The 15,018-nt window shown below is 70.9% G+C and carries 13 protein-coding genes; 6 read left to right on the top strand and 7 right to left on the bottom strand.

The window, feature by feature from the left end; genetic code table 11:
* Positions 1 to 220: 220 nt before the first annotated feature.
* On the bottom strand, positions 221 to 1,249 hold the full coding sequence (locus ACIPJ2_RS18035; protein ID WP_402729997.1) for a glycosyltransferase family 2 protein: 1,029 nt from the start codon (positions 1,247 to 1,249) through the stop codon (positions 221 to 223).
* 121 nt (positions 1,250 to 1,370) lie between these two features.
* Between ACIPJ2_RS18035 and ACIPJ2_RS18030 the strand changes: the two genes are divergently transcribed.
* From ACIPJ2_RS18030 to ACIPJ2_RS18005, 6 genes are all read left to right on the top strand, one after another.
* Positions 1,371 to 3,938 (top strand): glycosyltransferase, encoded by a 2,568-nt coding sequence (locus ACIPJ2_RS18030; RefSeq protein WP_402729996.1) that lies wholly within the window; start codon positions 1,371 to 1,373, stop codon positions 3,936 to 3,938.
* Between the two features lie 69 nt (positions 3,939 to 4,007).
* Entirely contained in the window at positions 4,008 to 4,904 is an 897-nt protein-coding gene (locus ACIPJ2_RS18025) for an ABC transporter permease (RefSeq protein ID WP_402729995.1), read from the top strand.
* Positions 4,905 to 4,908: 4 nt separating this feature from the next.
* Entirely contained in the window at positions 4,909 to 6,150 is a 1,242-nt protein-coding gene (locus ACIPJ2_RS18020) for an ABC transporter ATP-binding protein (RefSeq protein ID WP_281264991.1), read from the top strand.
* A gap of 16 nt (positions 6,151 to 6,166) precedes the next feature.
* A complete protein-coding gene (locus tag ACIPJ2_RS18015; RefSeq protein WP_402729994.1) occupies positions 6,167 to 7,282 on the top strand; it encodes a glycosyltransferase family 4 protein in 1,116 nt (371 codons plus the stop codon).
* Positions 7,279 to 8,124 carry a glycosyltransferase family 2 protein gene (locus ACIPJ2_RS18010; protein ID WP_402729993.1) on the top strand — a complete coding sequence of 282 codons (846 nt, stop codon included), beginning with the start codon at positions 7,279 to 7,281 and terminating at the stop codon, positions 8,122 to 8,124. The genes ACIPJ2_RS18015 and ACIPJ2_RS18010 overlap by 4 nt, the downstream gene beginning before the upstream one ends.
* A 53-nt stretch (positions 8,125 to 8,177) precedes the next feature.
* On the top strand, positions 8,178 to 9,323 hold the full coding sequence (locus tag ACIPJ2_RS18005) for a glycosyltransferase family 2 protein (RefSeq protein ID WP_402729992.1): 1,146 nt from the start codon (positions 8,178 to 8,180) through the stop codon (positions 9,321 to 9,323).
* Here the strand turns inward: ACIPJ2_RS18005 and ACIPJ2_RS18000 are convergent.
* From ACIPJ2_RS18000 to ACIPJ2_RS17975, 6 genes are all read right to left on the bottom strand, one after another.
* Positions 9,320 to 11,248: a glycosyltransferase gene (locus ACIPJ2_RS18000; RefSeq protein WP_402729991.1), complete on the bottom strand. Its 1,929-nt coding sequence runs from the start codon at positions 11,246 to 11,248 to the stop codon at positions 9,320 to 9,322. The two genes, ACIPJ2_RS18005 and ACIPJ2_RS18000, sit on opposite strands and share 4 nt — an antisense overlap.
* 2 nt (positions 11,249 to 11,250) lie before the next feature.
* The gene (gene rfbA / locus ACIPJ2_RS17995) at positions 11,251 to 12,114 is read right to left on the bottom strand and encodes a glucose-1-phosphate thymidylyltransferase RfbA (protein ID WP_281264996.1); all 864 of its coding nucleotides are present in this window, start codon (positions 12,112 to 12,114) and stop codon (positions 11,251 to 11,253) included.
* 13 nt (positions 12,115 to 12,127) lie between these two features.
* Positions 12,128 to 12,736, bottom strand: coding sequence for a dTDP-4-dehydrorhamnose 3,5-epimerase family protein (locus ACIPJ2_RS17990; RefSeq protein WP_402729990.1), 609 nt, complete (start codon positions 12,734 to 12,736; stop codon positions 12,128 to 12,130).
* Positions 12,737 to 12,777: 41 nt separating this feature from the next.
* On the bottom strand, positions 12,778 to 13,401 hold the full coding sequence (locus ACIPJ2_RS17985) for a DUF2142 domain-containing protein (RefSeq protein WP_402729989.1): 624 nt from the start codon (positions 13,399 to 13,401) through the stop codon (positions 12,778 to 12,780).
* A complete protein-coding gene (locus ACIPJ2_RS17980) occupies positions 13,398 to 13,757 on the bottom strand; it encodes a DUF2142 domain-containing protein (RefSeq protein ID WP_402729988.1) in 360 nt (119 codons plus the stop codon). Before ACIPJ2_RS17980 ends, ACIPJ2_RS17985 begins: the two co-directional genes overlap by 4 nt.
* 75 nt (positions 13,758 to 13,832) lie before the next feature.
* Positions 13,833 to 14,918: a hypothetical protein gene (locus tag ACIPJ2_RS17975; RefSeq protein ID WP_402729987.1), complete on the bottom strand. Its 1,086-nt coding sequence runs from the start codon at positions 14,916 to 14,918 to the stop codon at positions 13,833 to 13,835.
* Positions 14,919 to 15,018 lie beyond the last annotated feature (100 nt).

Below are 15,018 nucleotides of genomic sequence, written 5' to 3'. Positions count from 1 at the left end.
TGGGGCGGCGACGGGGTGGTTGGCACGCGCTTCGCGGTGGCGGCCGAAGCCGGATCCCTGGAACCGGCCAAGTCACACGTGCCACAGCAGGCTACCCCGATCACAGTGATCCCACAGCCCCCAAGTGCTCCCCCGAACGGGAGGCACGGGTCGTGCCCGCGCCGCTGCTGCGGTCCGCCACCTGGACGGCCCTGAGCGCGCGTTCAGTCTGCGCGCGCGTTCAGTCTGCGCGCTCGACCAGTGACTCGACGCGCCGACGCGCGGCGGCGCCGAATCCGTCCGCACGGCGGGCGCGACGCGCGTGGCGGAGCACGGCAGGGGCCTCCAGGACGAGCCGTCGCCACGCGGACGGCGCGAGCTGCGCGCCGGACGGACGCGCCAGGTCGCGCAGCATGCGCACGACGGTGCGCGCACCGACCCGGAGCGCGAAGGCCGGAGAGCCGTTGCGCACCACGACCGCGAGGCGGTTCCGCATGCTCTGGTACCGGACGAGCGGTGAGTCGCTGCCGGAGCTGGCGGCGTGCCGGTGGACGACGACCGCATCGGGGGCGTAGCGGACGTCGAACCCGGCGAGCCGGAGCCGCCACGCGACGTCGAGGTCCTCGTAGTACATGAACAGGGACTCGTCGAAGCCGCCGACCTGCTCGAGCGGTCCGCGGCGCAGGAACACCGCTCCCCCGGAGAAGCCGAACAGCGGCGCCGACTCCGGCGCATCGTCGATCGGGCGCAGCCAGTCCCGGTCGCGACCGTTGCCGACGCGGTCGACGACGACGCCGGTGCCGTTGACGAGCGTCTGACCGGTGCCGGACCGACGCCAGCGCGTCCCGTCCCCGGCGACCAGGTCGTCGTCGCCGCGGTCGGCGCCGGTGACCCGGGTGAAGGCGCCCTCCAGCACCGCGGTGGCGGCCACCGCGGCGACGACGTCACCGCCGGCGGCCAGCACCGCGAGCCCGCGGTCGAGGAACCCGTGGTCCGCGACCGCGTCGTTGTTGAGGAGCACGACGACGTCACCGGAGGACGCGCGGATCCCGCGGGTGACCCCGCCGGCGAACCCGGAGTTGGTCGGCTCGGCGACGACGACCGTGTCCGGGTGGTCGGCGCGGTAGGCGGCGACGGTCGCGTCGTCGGCCTCGTTCACGACGACCACGAGCTCGATCGCCGCGTCGACGCGCTGCGAGCGCACGGAGTCGATCGCCCGACGGGTGAGTTCGGGCTGGTGCCAATCGACGATGACCACGGAGACGTCCACGCCGCCAGTCTCCCAGGCTCCGGGCGGTCCGAGCCCCGGGCCGCCCGCACCGTGGACACGGCGTCGGTATAGTGGTGCCGCCTTCCGGGCACCACCGCCAGCCGACGTATGGAGTTCGTCCGTGTCCACTTTCGCGCCTCGCGTGTCCGTCGTCGTCATCAACTTCCGCGGAACCGACGACACGCTCGAGTGCATCGCCCGCCTCAGCGAGGTCGACTGGCCGGCGGACCGTCTCGAGATCGTCGTCGTCGAGAACGGGTCGGGTGACGACAGCGAAGCGCGCCTCCGTGCCGCGCTCGGCGAGCAGAAGAACGTCAGGATCATCGTCTCCGAAGAGAACCTCGGGTTCACCGGCGGCAGCAACCTCGGTGCCCGCGAGGCGAGCGGCGACGTCGTCGCGTTCCTCAACAACGACGCCAAGCCCGACGTCAACTGGGTCAAGGAGGGCATCGCCGGGTTCGCACCGAGCCCCCGCGTCGCCGCCGTGGCCAGCAAGGTCCTCGACTGGGAGGGCAAGACGATCGACTTCGTCGAGTCAGGGCTCAGCTGGTTCGGCATGGGCTACAAGAACCACATCGCCGAGCTCGACGACGGCCGCTTCGACGAGCCGCGCGACCTGCTCTTCGGCACCGGCTCGGCACTCTTCGTGCGCCGCGACGTCTTCCTCGAGGTCGGCGGCTTCGATGAGGGCCTGTTCATGTTCTACGACGACGTGGACCTCGGCTGGCGCCTCAACCTGCTCGGCTACCGCGTCCGGTTCGCGCCGCGCTCGGTCGTCTACCACAAGCACCACGGCTCGATGAAGTCGTTCGGCGACCACCGCGAGATGTACCTGCTCGAGCGGAACGCCCTGCACCTGCTCTACAAGAACCTCTCCGACGAGAACCTCGGCACCTTCCTGCCAGCAGCGCTGGCGCTCCTGGCCCGCCGCGCGGTGGCGAAGAGCGGCCGCGACTCCGGCGAGTTCGACATCCGCCGCTTCACCGGCGCACCGGACGAGTTCGACCCGACGACGCCGATGTCCAAGGAAGCCGTCGCCGGCCTCTACGCGCTCGACCAGTTCGTCGCCGACCTGCCGCGTCTGTCCGAGGACCGCCGCCGCATCCAGGGCCAGCGGGTGAAGACCGACAAGGAGGTCTTCCGGCTCTTCGGCGACGCGTTCAAGCCGCTGTTCGAGGACGGCTACTTCCTCGAGGGCTACCAGGCGATCATCGAGGCCTTCGACGTCGAGCAGCCGATGCACCGCAACCGCGTGCTCGTCATCACCGGAGACGCCCTCGGCGAGAAGATGGCCGGCCCCGGCATGCGCGCGTGGAAGATCGCGGAGGCCCTCAGCGAGCACAACGACGTCCGTCTGGTGACCTGGAACGTCGCGAACCGGAAGTCCGACACGTTCGAGGTCTCCCGGGTGCCGCTCCAGCACGAGCGCACCATGAAGGACCACGAAGAGTGGGCCGACGTCATCTTCTTCCAGGGCTACGCGCTCCACCACTTCCAGACGCTGCAGCGCTCGAACAAGATCATGGTCGTCGACCTGTACGACCCGATGCACCTCGAGCAGCTCGAGCAGGCTCGCGACAACGGCGACGTCGGCTGGCGCAACCAGGTCACCTCGACGACCGAGGTCATCAACGCCCAGCTCGAGCGCGGCGACTTCTTCCTGTGCGCCTCGGAGCGCCAGCGCCTGTTCTGGCTCGGCCAGCTCGCCGGAGTCGGTCGTGTCAACCCGGACAACTACCTGGCGGACGACAACCTCAACAAGCTCATCGCCATCGCGCCGTTCGGCATGGACTCCACCCCGCCGAAGCACGAGCGCAAGGCGATCCGCGGCGTGACGCCCGGCATCGGCGAGGACGACAAGGTCGTCATCTGGGGCGGCGGCATCTACAACTGGTTCGACACCCCGTCGCTGGTCCGCGCCGTCGCGAAGGTCGCCGAGACCCACGACGACATCCGACTGTTCTTCCTCGGCGTCGCGCACCCGAACCCGGACGTGCCCGAGATGGCGATCGTCTCCGAGACCCGCCGCATCAGCGACCAGCTCGGCCTGACGAACAAGCACGTGTTCTTCAACGAGCAGTGGGTCGCACTCGACGACCGGCAGAACTACCTGCTCGAGGCCGACGCCGGCGTGTCGACGCACTTCGCGCACATCGAGACCACGTTCTCGTTCCGCACGCGCATCCTCGACTACATGTGGGCGAACCTGCCCATCGTCACGACGGACGGCGACAGCTTCGGCGACCTCGTCGCAGCGGAGGGCATGGGCGTCGCGGTCAAGGAGCGCGACGTCGACGGCCTCGCCGCCGCACTCGAGTCGATGCTCTACGACGAGCAGGCGGCGCAGGCCGCTCGTGACGCCGTCAGTCGTGTCCGCTCGGACTTCACGTGGGACCGCGCCCTCGCGCCGCTCGTCGAGTTCTGCAAGGACCCGCACGTGGCCGCGGACCGCGCCCACGACGCCGCGGTGCCCGCGGGGTCCGTCGCGGCCGGCGGACGTCCGCGCGTCGCCCTCAGCCCGGCTCGCCAGCGCGAGCTGCAGTTCCACCAGATCGCGAACAGCCGCCACGGCATCTCCCGTGACGTCCGTCTGGCGACCTGGTACCTCCGCGAGAACGGCGTCTCCGGGCTCCGCGACAAGGTGCAGAACCGGGTGCGCATCATGCGGGAGAGCAAGAACGGCCGCTGACCTCAGGCGGCCCCCAACGGCCGCCGATGTACAGTTGTCCGTCGCCCGCGTCGAATGTAAGGACCCCTTTTGAGCAACATCGTCACCGAGCGGTTCGATCGCCTCCGGCAGGAACACATGGTTCCCGCCGGTCGACCGGCCACGGCCGTCATCGGGTCGCTGCGCGAGATCTTCGCGCACCGGCAGCTGCTCGACCTGCTGATCCGCCGCGACCTGAAGTCGCGGTACAAGGACAGTGCCCTCGGCTTCGCTTGGACCCTGATCCGTCCGCTCGTCCAGCTGGCGATCTACTACTTCGTGCTCGGCGAGATCCTCGGCGCGTCACGGAACATCCCCGAGTTCGCGATCTACGTGTTCTCCGGGCTGACCCTGTACGGGCTCTTCAGCGAGATCGTCGCGGCCGGTACCGCGTCGATCGTCGGGAACGCCGGCCTGATCAAGAAGATCTACCTGCCCCGTGAGATCTACCCGCTGGCGAGCGTCGGCGCCGCGCTGTTCAACTTCGGCGTCCAGCTCGTCGTCCTGCTCGCGGCCGCGATCCTGCAGAGCGGCTTCGCCTGGATCCGTCCCGACTTGCTGTACTTCTTCCCGGCGACCCTGGTGATCCTGATCTGGGCCACCGCGTTCGCGCTGCTGCTCGCCGCGGCGAACGTCTACCTCCGTGACATGCAGTACCTCGTCGAGGTCCTCGTGCTCCTGCTCATGTGGGGCTCCCCCATCGTCTACAGCTGGCAGATGGTCGCGACCCGTGCACCCGAGTGGCTGCTGAGCATCTACACGTCCAACCCGATCACCCTCGCCGTCCTCGGCATCCACCGTGCGTTCTGGACCGCCGGTGCCGACTCCGAGTACCCGTCGCACCTGCTGATCCGCCTGGTCGTCGCCGGCGTCGTCGGCCTCGTTGCGCTGCTGGTCTGCCAGCGGGTGTTCGCCAAGCTGCAGGGCAACTTCGCCCAGGAGATCTGACCCGATGAGCATCGACAACGACATCGCCCAGGAGACCCGGTCCCCGTTCACCGACGCACCGGCCGTCGTCACGGTCAAGAACGTCTCGAAGCGCTTCACGATCCGCAAGGACAACTCCCTCAAGGAGCGCATCGTCACCCTCGGCCGCGCCGGACGTCGGCACAGCGAGGACTTCTGGGCGCTCAAGGACATCAGCCTGGACATCCCGGCCGGCACCACGATCGGGCTGCTCGGCCCGAACGGCTCCGGCAAGTCGACGCTGCTGAAGACCATCGGCGGCATCCTCGAACCGACCACCGGGTCCGTCGAGCGCCGTGGTCGTCTCGCCGCACTCATCGAGCTCGGCGCCGGGTTCCACCCCGACCTGACCGGCCGCGAGAACGTCTACCTCAACGCCGCGATCCTCGGTCAGACGCAGGAGGAGACCGAGGCCCGCTTCGAGGACATCCTGCAGTTCTCCGGCATCGGCGACTTCATCGACACCCAGGTGAAGTTCTACTCGTCCGGCATGTACGTCCGGCTCGCCTTCGCGGTCGCGATCAACACCGACCCGGACGTCCTGCTGGTCGACGAGGTCCTGGCGGTCGGTGACGAGCAGTTCCAGAAGAAGTGCCTCGACAAGATCCGCGAGTTCCAGGAGCAGGGCCGCACGATCATCCTCGTGTCGCACTCCCTCGGACAGGTCCAGGAACTCTGCGACTCCGCCGTCGTCCTGCACCACGGCGAGGTCAAGTTCCAGGGCTCGGCGCGTCTCGCGGTGAAGAACTTCCGCGAGATCCTCGAGGGCCGTCGTGTCGCCGAGGCCGAGGCCGCGAACCCCGAGGCGGACGCGAACCCCGGCAAGGTCGAGCACGTCGAGCTCGAGATCCCCGGCCGCGCCCCCGGGGCCGAACACCGCCACGGCGACGACCTGGTGATCCGTGCGACCTTCTCGCACAAGGACGTCCTGCCCGAGTGGCGTGCTGGCATCAAGATCGAGACGCACCTCGGCCACCCCGCGTTCGGCATCGACAGCCGCCAGACGCAGGTGCGGCACGATCCGCTGCGCGGCACGGCCACCGTCGAGTGGCACCTCACCGACCTGCGGCTCGGTGGCGGTCAGTACTTCGTGCACGTCTTCCTGGCGAAGCCGAACGGCGAACACATCGTCATCGAGCGCGAGGCCGCACGGTTCGTGGTCGTCGACGAGGACACGCAGTCCGGCATCGCCTGGACGAAGACCACCGAGCGCCAGGTCAAGGGCTGACGTGCAGGAACGGCCGGTGCTGATCGACGCCACGTCGGTCCCGCCGAACCGTGGCGGGGTGGCTCGGTACATCTCCGGGCTCCTCACCGGCCTGGCCGACCTCGACGTCCGCGTCGACGTGATCGCGAAGCCCGGTGACCTCGACTGGCTCCGCGGGCTCGCACCCGTGCACCGGTACCACGCGGCGCCCGGCTGGACCGCCTCGCGGCCGGCGCGGTTCGTCTGGGAGCAGGTCGGCCTGCCCCGGGCGGTGCGCCGTGTCGGGGCGACCATCCTGCACAGCCCGCACTACACGTTCCCGGTGACCCGTGCCTCCAGGACGGTCGTCACCCTGCACGACGCGACCTTCTTCAGCGACCCGGCCGCGCACTCGCGCCTGAAGGTGCTCTTCTTCCGCACCTGGACGCGTCTGGCGCGCCGGTTCGCCCGTGCCACGGTGGCACCGAGTGCCGCCACGGTCAGCGAGCTCGACCGGTTCGCCGGTCGCGCACGGACGGCGACGGTGGTCGCCCACCTCGGGGTGGACGCCGCCCTGTTCCACGCACCGAGCGCCGACGAGGTCGCGGCGTTCCGCAGCACCCACCGGATCGACGACGGCACGGAGTGGATCGCGTTCCTCGGCACCGTCGAGCCGCGGAAGCGCGTGCCGGAGCTCATCGCGGCGCACCGCGCCCTCGCCGACCGCACCGGCACCGACGTCCCCACGCTGCTCGTCGCCGGTGGGCTCGGCTGGGACGAGACCGCCCGCGGACAGCTCGAAGCGGCCGGTGACCGACCGGGGGCGCCACTGCGCTACCTCGGGTACCTGCCGATCGACCACCTGCGCGCCTTCCTCGGTGGCTCCCGCGTGGTCGCCTACCCGAGCATCGCCGAGGGCTTCGGCCTCCCCGTGCTCGAGGCGATGGCATCGCGTGCCGACGTCCTGACCACGGACCGTCTGGCGATCCCGGAGGTCGGCGGCGACACCGTCACCTACACCGAGCCGGACGCCGGCCCCATCGCGGACGCACTCGAGCAGCTGCTCGCGCAGGACCCCGCGGTCAGGGCGGACCGCGTGGAGCGCGCCGGTGCTCGTGCCGACGGCTTCACCTGGGCCGCGTGTGCCCGTGCCCACCTCGGGGTGTTCGCATGAGCGGGCGGGCCGCGATCGTCACGGTGTCGTACAACTCTCTCGACGTGCTGCCGCCGTTCCTCGCGTCCACGGCGGACGCCAGCGCCGACGACGTCGAGGTCGTCGTGGCGGACAACGACTCCGCCGACGCCGACGAGCTCCGCCGCATCACCGAGGCGGCCGGCGCACGCTTCCTCGAGCTCGGCGAGAACCGTGGGTACGGTGCCGCGGCGAACAGCGCGGTCGCCACGCTCGACCAGGACGTCCGATGGGTCCTCGTCTCGAACCCCGACGTCGTGCTCGAACCGCTCGCACTCGACCGGATGATCGCCACGGCGTCCGCCGACACCATGATCGGCGCCGTCGGGCCCCGGCTCCTCGAACCCACCGGCGAGGTCTACCCCTCAGCGCGGCTGGTGCCGTCGCTCCGGACCGGACTCGGGCACGCCGCGTTCGCGAACGTCTGGCCGGGGAACCCGTGGACCAAGCGCTACCGCCAGGACGGCGACCACTCCGTCCGGCGCGACGCCGGGTGGCTGTCCGGCGCGTGTGTGCTGGTCCGCCGTGACGTGTTCGACCGGCTGGGCGGCTTCGACGAGGGCTACTTCATGTACTTCGAGGACGTGGACCTCGGCTGGCGGATCGGCAAGGCCGGCTTCCGCAACGTGTACGACCCGTCTGCCACCGCCGTCCACGTCGGCGGGACCGCCACCAAGGGGTCGTCGGAGCGCATGCGGAAGGCCCACCACGAGAGCGCCTACCGGTTCCTCGCGCAGAAGTACTCCGCGTGGTGGCTCTGGCCACTCCGCGTCGCGCTGAAGGTCGCACTGTCCGTGCGTGCCCGCGCCACCCACACCCGCTGACCCACTAGCGTCGTACCGCAGCCCGACCCGTTCCCGAACCGGAGTTCTCCCCGATGATCCTCGCCGTCACCCTGATGGTCCGCGACGAAGCGGACGTCATCCCCGCCTGGCTCGACTACCACGTCGCGCAGGGGTTCGACGTCTTCGTCATCACCGACAACGGATCAGTCGACGGCACGACGGAGCTCCTGACGGCCTTCGCCGAACGCGACGACGTGACCGTGGACCTGCGACACGACCCCGTGCACCGGAAGCAGCAGGGCACCGTCGTCACGGGCATGGCACGCGACGCGGCGACCGTCCACCACGCCGACTGGGTCGTCAACGCCGACGCCGACGAGTTCATCGTCCCGGTGGACCGTTCCCTGACGGTGCGACAGGTCTTCGAACGGCTCGACCCCGCCATCGGCGCGTTCACCGTGCCGGTCGTGAACCTCACCGGTCGTCTCGCGAAGTCCGGCGGGGGCATCGAGCGACTGCACTGGCGTGACGAGCGCTCCGTCGACGAACTCCGAGCGGCCGGTCTCGTCGCTCCACCGACCACCAACGCGATCCACGTCGGCTCGCCCGACGTCACCGTCGTGCAGGGCAACCACCAGGTGAGCGTCGCCAACGGCGCCCCGGTGCCCGATGCGCTCCGGCTCGAGGTCCTGCACCTGCCGTGGCGCTCCTGGAAGCAGTACGAGCACCGTGTCGACGTGAGCGGCAAGGCATACGAGGCGAACCCGGACCTCACCCCGAGCCCGCGCCACCACGGCATGCGCGACTACCGGCGGCTGCACGAGGGCGTGCTGCAGTCGACCTTCGCGCTCCGGTTCGTCACCGACGAGGACGCCGTCGACGGCCCGTTCACCCGCGACGACGGCGTGGCCGAGGTGCTGCGGCGCGCCGGCTCCCCCGCCGTGGACGCCGGAAGCGACCCGCTCGTCCCCGCGGCAGAACTCCTCCGCCTGCAGACCCTCGGGCGCGCGATCACCGAGCGGGACCTGCGGATCGAGGCGCTCGAGGACCAGGTCCGCGTCGGCGAGGAGACGGCGAACACGCTCCGCTCGGCCGTGCAGTTCGAACGGGAGCGTGCCGAGGCTGCGATCCGCGAGACCGCCGCCCGTGACGCCGAGCTCGCCGCGATGCACGCCAGGCGGGTGGTCCGGCTCGCCGACAAGGCCGGGGACCTCGCGCGCCGGGTCCGCCGCCGCTAGCGAGCCGACGCGGTGCGCGCGCTCCTGACGGCGCCGAGCAGCACCGATGCCCGGCGCGCGAACGAGTGCTCCGCGCCGATCCGTTCCCCGCGGACGCGGCGCTGCTCGTCCGTCGCCGCTTCCCCGCCCTCGACGAGCCCGACGCCGACGAGCGCCTGCAGCGCCTCCACCGAGTCGTACGTCCGGACCGCACCGTGGAACAGCTCGTCGACGCCTGGGACCGGGTCCGTGACGACGAGCGCTCCTGATGCCGCGGCGTCGAAGAGCCGGTTCGACAGGAACCCGTCCCGCGCCATGTCGTCCCAGTGGTCGTTCAGCACGACGCGAGCGCTGCGGTAGAGCGCCGGCAACTCGTCGTTCGGCACGAACACACCGCGGTGCACGCCCTCCGGCAGCAGCCCCTCCCAGCCCTCGCCCCACACCGCCAGGTCGGCACCGGCCGCCACGGCGTCGCGGACCACCGGCCGGAACACCGCCCGGGTCTTGCCGACGAACGCCGTGTCGAGCCCCGCGTACGCCGGGTCCTGGCTGCCCGGGTGGAACCGCGCCGGGTCGGTGGCCTGCAGGAGCGGAGCGATGGGCAACCCGGTCGACGACGCCGTGCGGGACGCCCACGCCGGTCCGGCAGCGAACCGCAGGTCGTAGCGGGCGAGTTCGGCCGGTGTCAGCAGGTCGGGGTGCGAGATCACCCAGAGCACGTTCGTCGCCGAGGGGTGCACCGGGGTGTCGTCGAGCCCACGCAGCGTCAGTGCGACGTCGTCCAGGTGCTCGGAGAACGGCCGGACGTGGGACTCGCGGTGGTCGACCACGACCTCTTGCCCGAGGGACCGGAGTGCGGCGGCGAGGTCGCGCGCGAAGAACGTGTCGCCCCAGTCGTCCCCGCGGGGTCCCGGGTGTGCGGCGATCCGGATCGACCAGCGGAGCCGCTCGCCGCGGTCGAGGAGCGTCAGCCGCCCCGGACCGCGTTCGGCCCGGACGATCGGCTCCCGCAGCGCGACCGGTGCGCCCACCTGGTCGGCCGACGGCACGCCCGACACGAAGCCGAGTCGGCCGAGCGCGGCGGTGGCAGTGTCGTCCGTCCGCCCACCCCAGGCGAGCAGGGCGTCAGCGGCATCGGTGTCGTAGCGACGCTCACGCAGCGCGGTCGTCCGGTAGACCCGGCCGAGCGGCACGACGACGCAGTCGCCGTCAGCACCGTCCGCGGTGTCCCGGGTGAGCCGGGCGACGGCCGTGCGGGTGTCGACGGTGCGGACGGGTACCGCGAGGTCCGCCGTGCGCGTGGCGAAGCACGGCTCGTCAGCGGCGAAGACGGCGACGCCGTCGAGCGCGTCGGCGTCCTCGGCGGGGTGGCCCCGGAGGAGCGACGCGACGGGAGCCGTCGCACGCGGCAGCACCGCACCGGCGCTCGCGACCACGTCGTCCCCGGTGCGGACGACGGCCAGGGCGACCCGAGCCTCCTGGCCGAGCGCGCGGAGCAGGCGGCCGTACCCGTCGACCGGCACCGTGATGGACGCGTCCTGGACGACGACCGATGCGCTCGTCAGGAGCGGGCGTGCCGCGGCGACCGCGCCGCCCCAGGTGGCCGCGACGGTCGCGCGGGCGGCGACGTGGCCGTCGCCGTCGACGACGGCCGGGTAGACGCTCATCGGGCCGGCGTGCACGTCGTACGCGCTCACGACGACCGACGACGCGCCGGCCGCGCGCGCGGCCGCGACCGCCGCCAGGTGTGCGCCGTCGCGGTACACGGACTCCGCGACGGTGACGACGACGTCGAAGCCGTCGTCACCGGGTCGCGGCGCGTCCGTGACGAGGGACGTGTCGACCGGGAGGCTCGGCTCGCCTCCGTCGGTCGGGTCCGGTGCCGACGTGGCCGGCTCGGGCGAGCCGGGCCGCCCCAGCAACCGGCGCAGCCCCGCTCGGGCCATCGTCAGCCGCGCAGCAGGTTCTGCAGGTAGACGCCGTAGCCGCCCTTGACGAGCGGTGCGGCGAGGTCGGCGAGCTGTGCGTCGTCGATCCAGCCGTTGCGCCAGGCGATCTCCTCGATGCAGCCGACCTTGAAACCCTGACGGTCTTCGATGACCTTCACGTACTCGGAGGCCTGCATCATCGACTCGAACGTGCCGGTGTCGAGCCAGGCGGTACCGCGGTCGAGGACCTGCACGCCGAGCTCGCCGGCCTCGAGGTAGCGCTCGTTGACCGTCGAGATCTCGAGCTCCCCGCGGGCGCTCGGCTCGATGGTCTTCGCGATCTCGATGACCTTGTTGTCGTAGAAGTACAGGCCGGGAACGGCGTAGTTGGACTTCGGCTCCGCCGGCTTCTCCTCGATGGAGACCGCGGTGAAGTCGTCGTCGAACTCCACGACGCCGTACGCCTTCGGGTCGGCCACGTGGTACGCGAAGATCGTCGCGCCCTGGACCTCGGTGTTCTTCTTCAGGCTGGTGCCGAGACCGGTGCCGTGGAAGATGTTGTCGCCGAGGACGAGCGCGACGCTGTCGTCGCCGATGAAGTCCTCGCCGATGACGAATGCCTGCGCGAGGCCGTCCGGGGACGGCTGCACAGCGTACTGGATCTCCATGCCGAGGGCCGATCCGTCGCCGAGGAGCGCCTTGAACTGCTCGTTGTACTCCGGCGTCGTGATCACGAGGACCTCGCGGATGCCGGCCATCATGAGCGTCGACAGCGGGTAGTAGACCATCGGCTTGTCGTAGATCGGCATGAGCTGCTTGCTGATGCCCTTGGTGATCGGCCAGAGGCGCGTGCCGGAACCGCCGGCGAGGATGATGCCCTTCACTGCTGTGCTCCTGTTACTTCTTCGTCCGCAGGGACTCGGTGTAGGCGACGCACTCGTCGTACGTCGGCAGCAGACCGAGCTCGGCCGCCTGCTCGAGCGTCGGTGCGCTGGTGTCCTTCTCGGAGAGCACCGGCTCGCCGATGCCGTCCGGCAGCTCGAGCCCGACGGTCGGGTCGAGGATCGTGATGCCCTTCTCGCGCTCCGGGTTGTAGTGGGCGCTGACGAGGTAGTTCACGGTGGAGGAGTCCTCGAGCGCGACGATCGCGTGGCCGAGCCCCTCGGAGAGGTAGACGGCCTTGCGGTCGACGTCGTCGATGCGGACCGAGTCCCACTGCCCGAACGTCGGCGACCCGACGCGGATGTCGATGATGTAGTCGATGAACGCGCCACGGACGGCCGTCACGTACTTGGCCTGGCTCGGCGCGACGAGGGCGTAGTGGATCCCGCGCGCGACGCCGCGCGACGAGATCGACATGTTCACCTGGCGGAGGTCGAGCGGGTGCCCGACGGTCTCCTCGAGGACGTCGGCGCGGTAGGCCTCGAGGAATGCTCCCCGTGCGTCGCCGTGCTGGACGGGGGTGAACTCCCACGCGCCGGGGATCTTCAGTTCGCGGATCTGCACCGGAGCAGCCTAGCAAGGACCCGGCACCGACCCTGCGGAGGTCAGCCCCAGTACGGCGTGATGCTCTGGTAGAAGTGCAGGTCGACGGTCACGAGACCGGCGACGACCGACGCCGCAGCGACGGCGAACACGGCGATCCGGATCCCCCGCGTCGACACGAGCCGTCCGCCGATGAACAGCAGCAGGACCGCTGGGAGGACCGGGAGGAAGTACCGCCCCTGAAGCCACTGCCCTTCGTTCACCGTGTGGTAGATGTACAGCGCGAGGCAGACGCCGCCGACCGCGATGGCGGCACCGGCGGCGACCGGGACCCGCCACAGCACACCGCTGCGGAGCCGCGTCACCGCAGCGCGCTCGTGCGGCTCGACCACCAGGAGCGCCAGCACGAGTGCGACCGTGAGGAGGAGGACGAAGAACATCGGCAGCGGCGCCCGGAGCCAGGAGAACGACCCGAAGACGCCACGCCAGATCTCGCCCTTCTGGTCGGTGAGTCCGGTCGGGTAGTCGAGGAACAGCGACCGGAGTACGGCCTTCACGAAGACCAACGGGTTGTGCAGCAGGAAGGTCCGCTGCGCCTCCGGGTCGTTGAGGGGGTTGACGCCCTGGGTCACCCACGACGTCGCGCGGAGCCACGCGAGCGTGACCCCGGCGGCGACGACGATCACGGTGCCGGCGGGTACTGGACCGTGTTCGTGAAGGTCTGCCAGGCTCGGTCGCGGTCGCGGTCACCGTCGTGGATGCCCTGGATGCCGTGCGCCTCGTCGGCGATCATCCCGCCGTGTGCGACCTGGTAGGCCCGGTAGACGTGCGCCGGTTCGTCCGGGTTCAGGCCGGGCGGCGTGGCGGCGATGAACGCCGCACCGCCGAGCAGGAAGACGAGCAGGAACGCGATGGACTGCCAGGAGCATTCGATCCACGCGCCGGGGCCGGATCGCCGGACCGGCGGAGCGGGCGCTTCGCCGATGGTCAGCTCGTCCTGACTCTCCCGCTCGTTCGCTGCCTGAGTCTCCGTCGATGACACGCCGTCATCCTCGCCCGCTGCGGGCACTCGGAGAACCCTAACGGAATTCATCGCACCCGTTCGGGAACGATCGCGTCAGACGCCGAGCGCGTCCCGCCAGACGGGCTCGGCACCGATGCTCCGTTCGGCGCGCACGTATGCCTGCGCCGTCCGGACCCGCTCGTCGGACTCGCGGAACGCCGTCAGGAGAGCGGTGCGCCAGGCGTCGGGCGCATCACCGGCGAGCAGGCCGCCGTGGGCGTCGACCCCCGCGTACGACGGACGGTTCGAACCGACGAACGGCAGCCCGAGCATCGAGTACTCCAGGAACTTCAGGTCGCTCTTCGCGTCGTTGAACCGGTCACCGGTGAGCGGTGCGACGCCGGCGGACCACCTCGTGGCGTTCGCGCGGAGGAACGCGACGAACTCCGGGTAGTGCGTGGCGCCGTGTGGCAGCGCGAGCCGATCGAACCAATCGTGACCGTCCGCGGTGATGCCGACGACCTCGATCCGGACGGGCCGCCCGTCGTCGTCGGTGAACCCGTCGAACGCCGGTCGGAGCAGGTCGAGGTCCTCACTGTGCGTCACCGAGCCCATGTAGAGGACGCGGCGGGGGCCCTCGGGATCGGGGACGGCGGGCCGGTCGCCCCACATGCCCGGTTGGACGGCGTTCGGCACCACGACGGACGCGATGCCCTCTGCGGCGAGGACCGTCGCCAGACGGTCCGTGGACACGACGACCGCGTCGGCCCCACGGACCAGGGCGTCGACGGAGGCGAGCCGCGCCGGGTCGTACTCGGACCGCGCGAGCCGAGCACGGGCCTCCTGGCTGAAGAAGTCGTCGTCCACCTCGGCGACCACGCGCGTGCCCTCGCGCGCCGCCCGCGCGAACGCCTGCTCCAGGTGCGACGCCGGGAACGCGTCGCGCTGGACCAGCAGGACGTCGAGGTGCGCCGTGTCCGTGCCGTCCGCCCACCGCACCGGGTCGACCTGCGCGACCCGCGCCTCGCCGGCCGCCGCCAGCGCCGAGAGCCTTCCGGTGACGCGGATGTGCGCGGAGGCGGGGTGCACGCCGCCAGCGCCGTGGACGACGAAGCCGACGAGGGGCGGTTCGGGCGCTGCGGGTTCCGGCGGAGCGCTTCGGCGGAGCAGTCGGGCGGCGACGGAACGGAGGCCTGGCATCCGCCCATCCTCGCATCAGCGTCCGGCCACCAGCAGCCGATCCGCTCGACGTCCGCAGATCCCCGGTCACGGCTCGACATCGATTCACCCGGTGACCCCG

Source organism: Curtobacterium sp. NPDC090217, from assembly GCF_044746705.1.
GTDB lineage: Bacteria > Actinomycetota > Actinomycetes > Actinomycetales > Microbacteriaceae > Curtobacterium.
The sequence above is the reverse complement of the archived record's forward strand: the minus strand, read 5'-3'. Positions and strand labels throughout refer to the sequence as shown.

Excerpts from the sequence above, each read along its gene's own strand:
- ACIPJ2_RS17975 (WP_402729987.1), bottom strand. The coding sequence starts at position 14,918 with ATGCCAGGCCTCCGTTCCGTCGCCGCCCGACTGCTCCGCCGAAGCGCT.
- ACIPJ2_RS18000 (WP_402729991.1), bottom strand. The coding sequence starts at position 11,248 with ATGGCCCGAGCGGGGCTGCGCCGGTTGCTGGGGCGGCCCGGCTCGCCC.
- ACIPJ2_RS18020 (WP_281264991.1), top strand. The coding sequence starts at position 4,909 with ATGAGCATCGACAACGACATCGCCCAGGAGACCCGGTCCCCGTTCACC.
- ACIPJ2_RS18010 (WP_402729993.1), top strand. The coding sequence starts at position 7,279 with ATGAGCGGGCGGGCCGCGATCGTCACGGTGTCGTACAACTCTCTCGAC.
- ACIPJ2_RS18005 (WP_402729992.1), top strand. The coding sequence starts at position 8,178 with ATGATCCTCGCCGTCACCCTGATGGTCCGCGACGAAGCGGACGTCATC.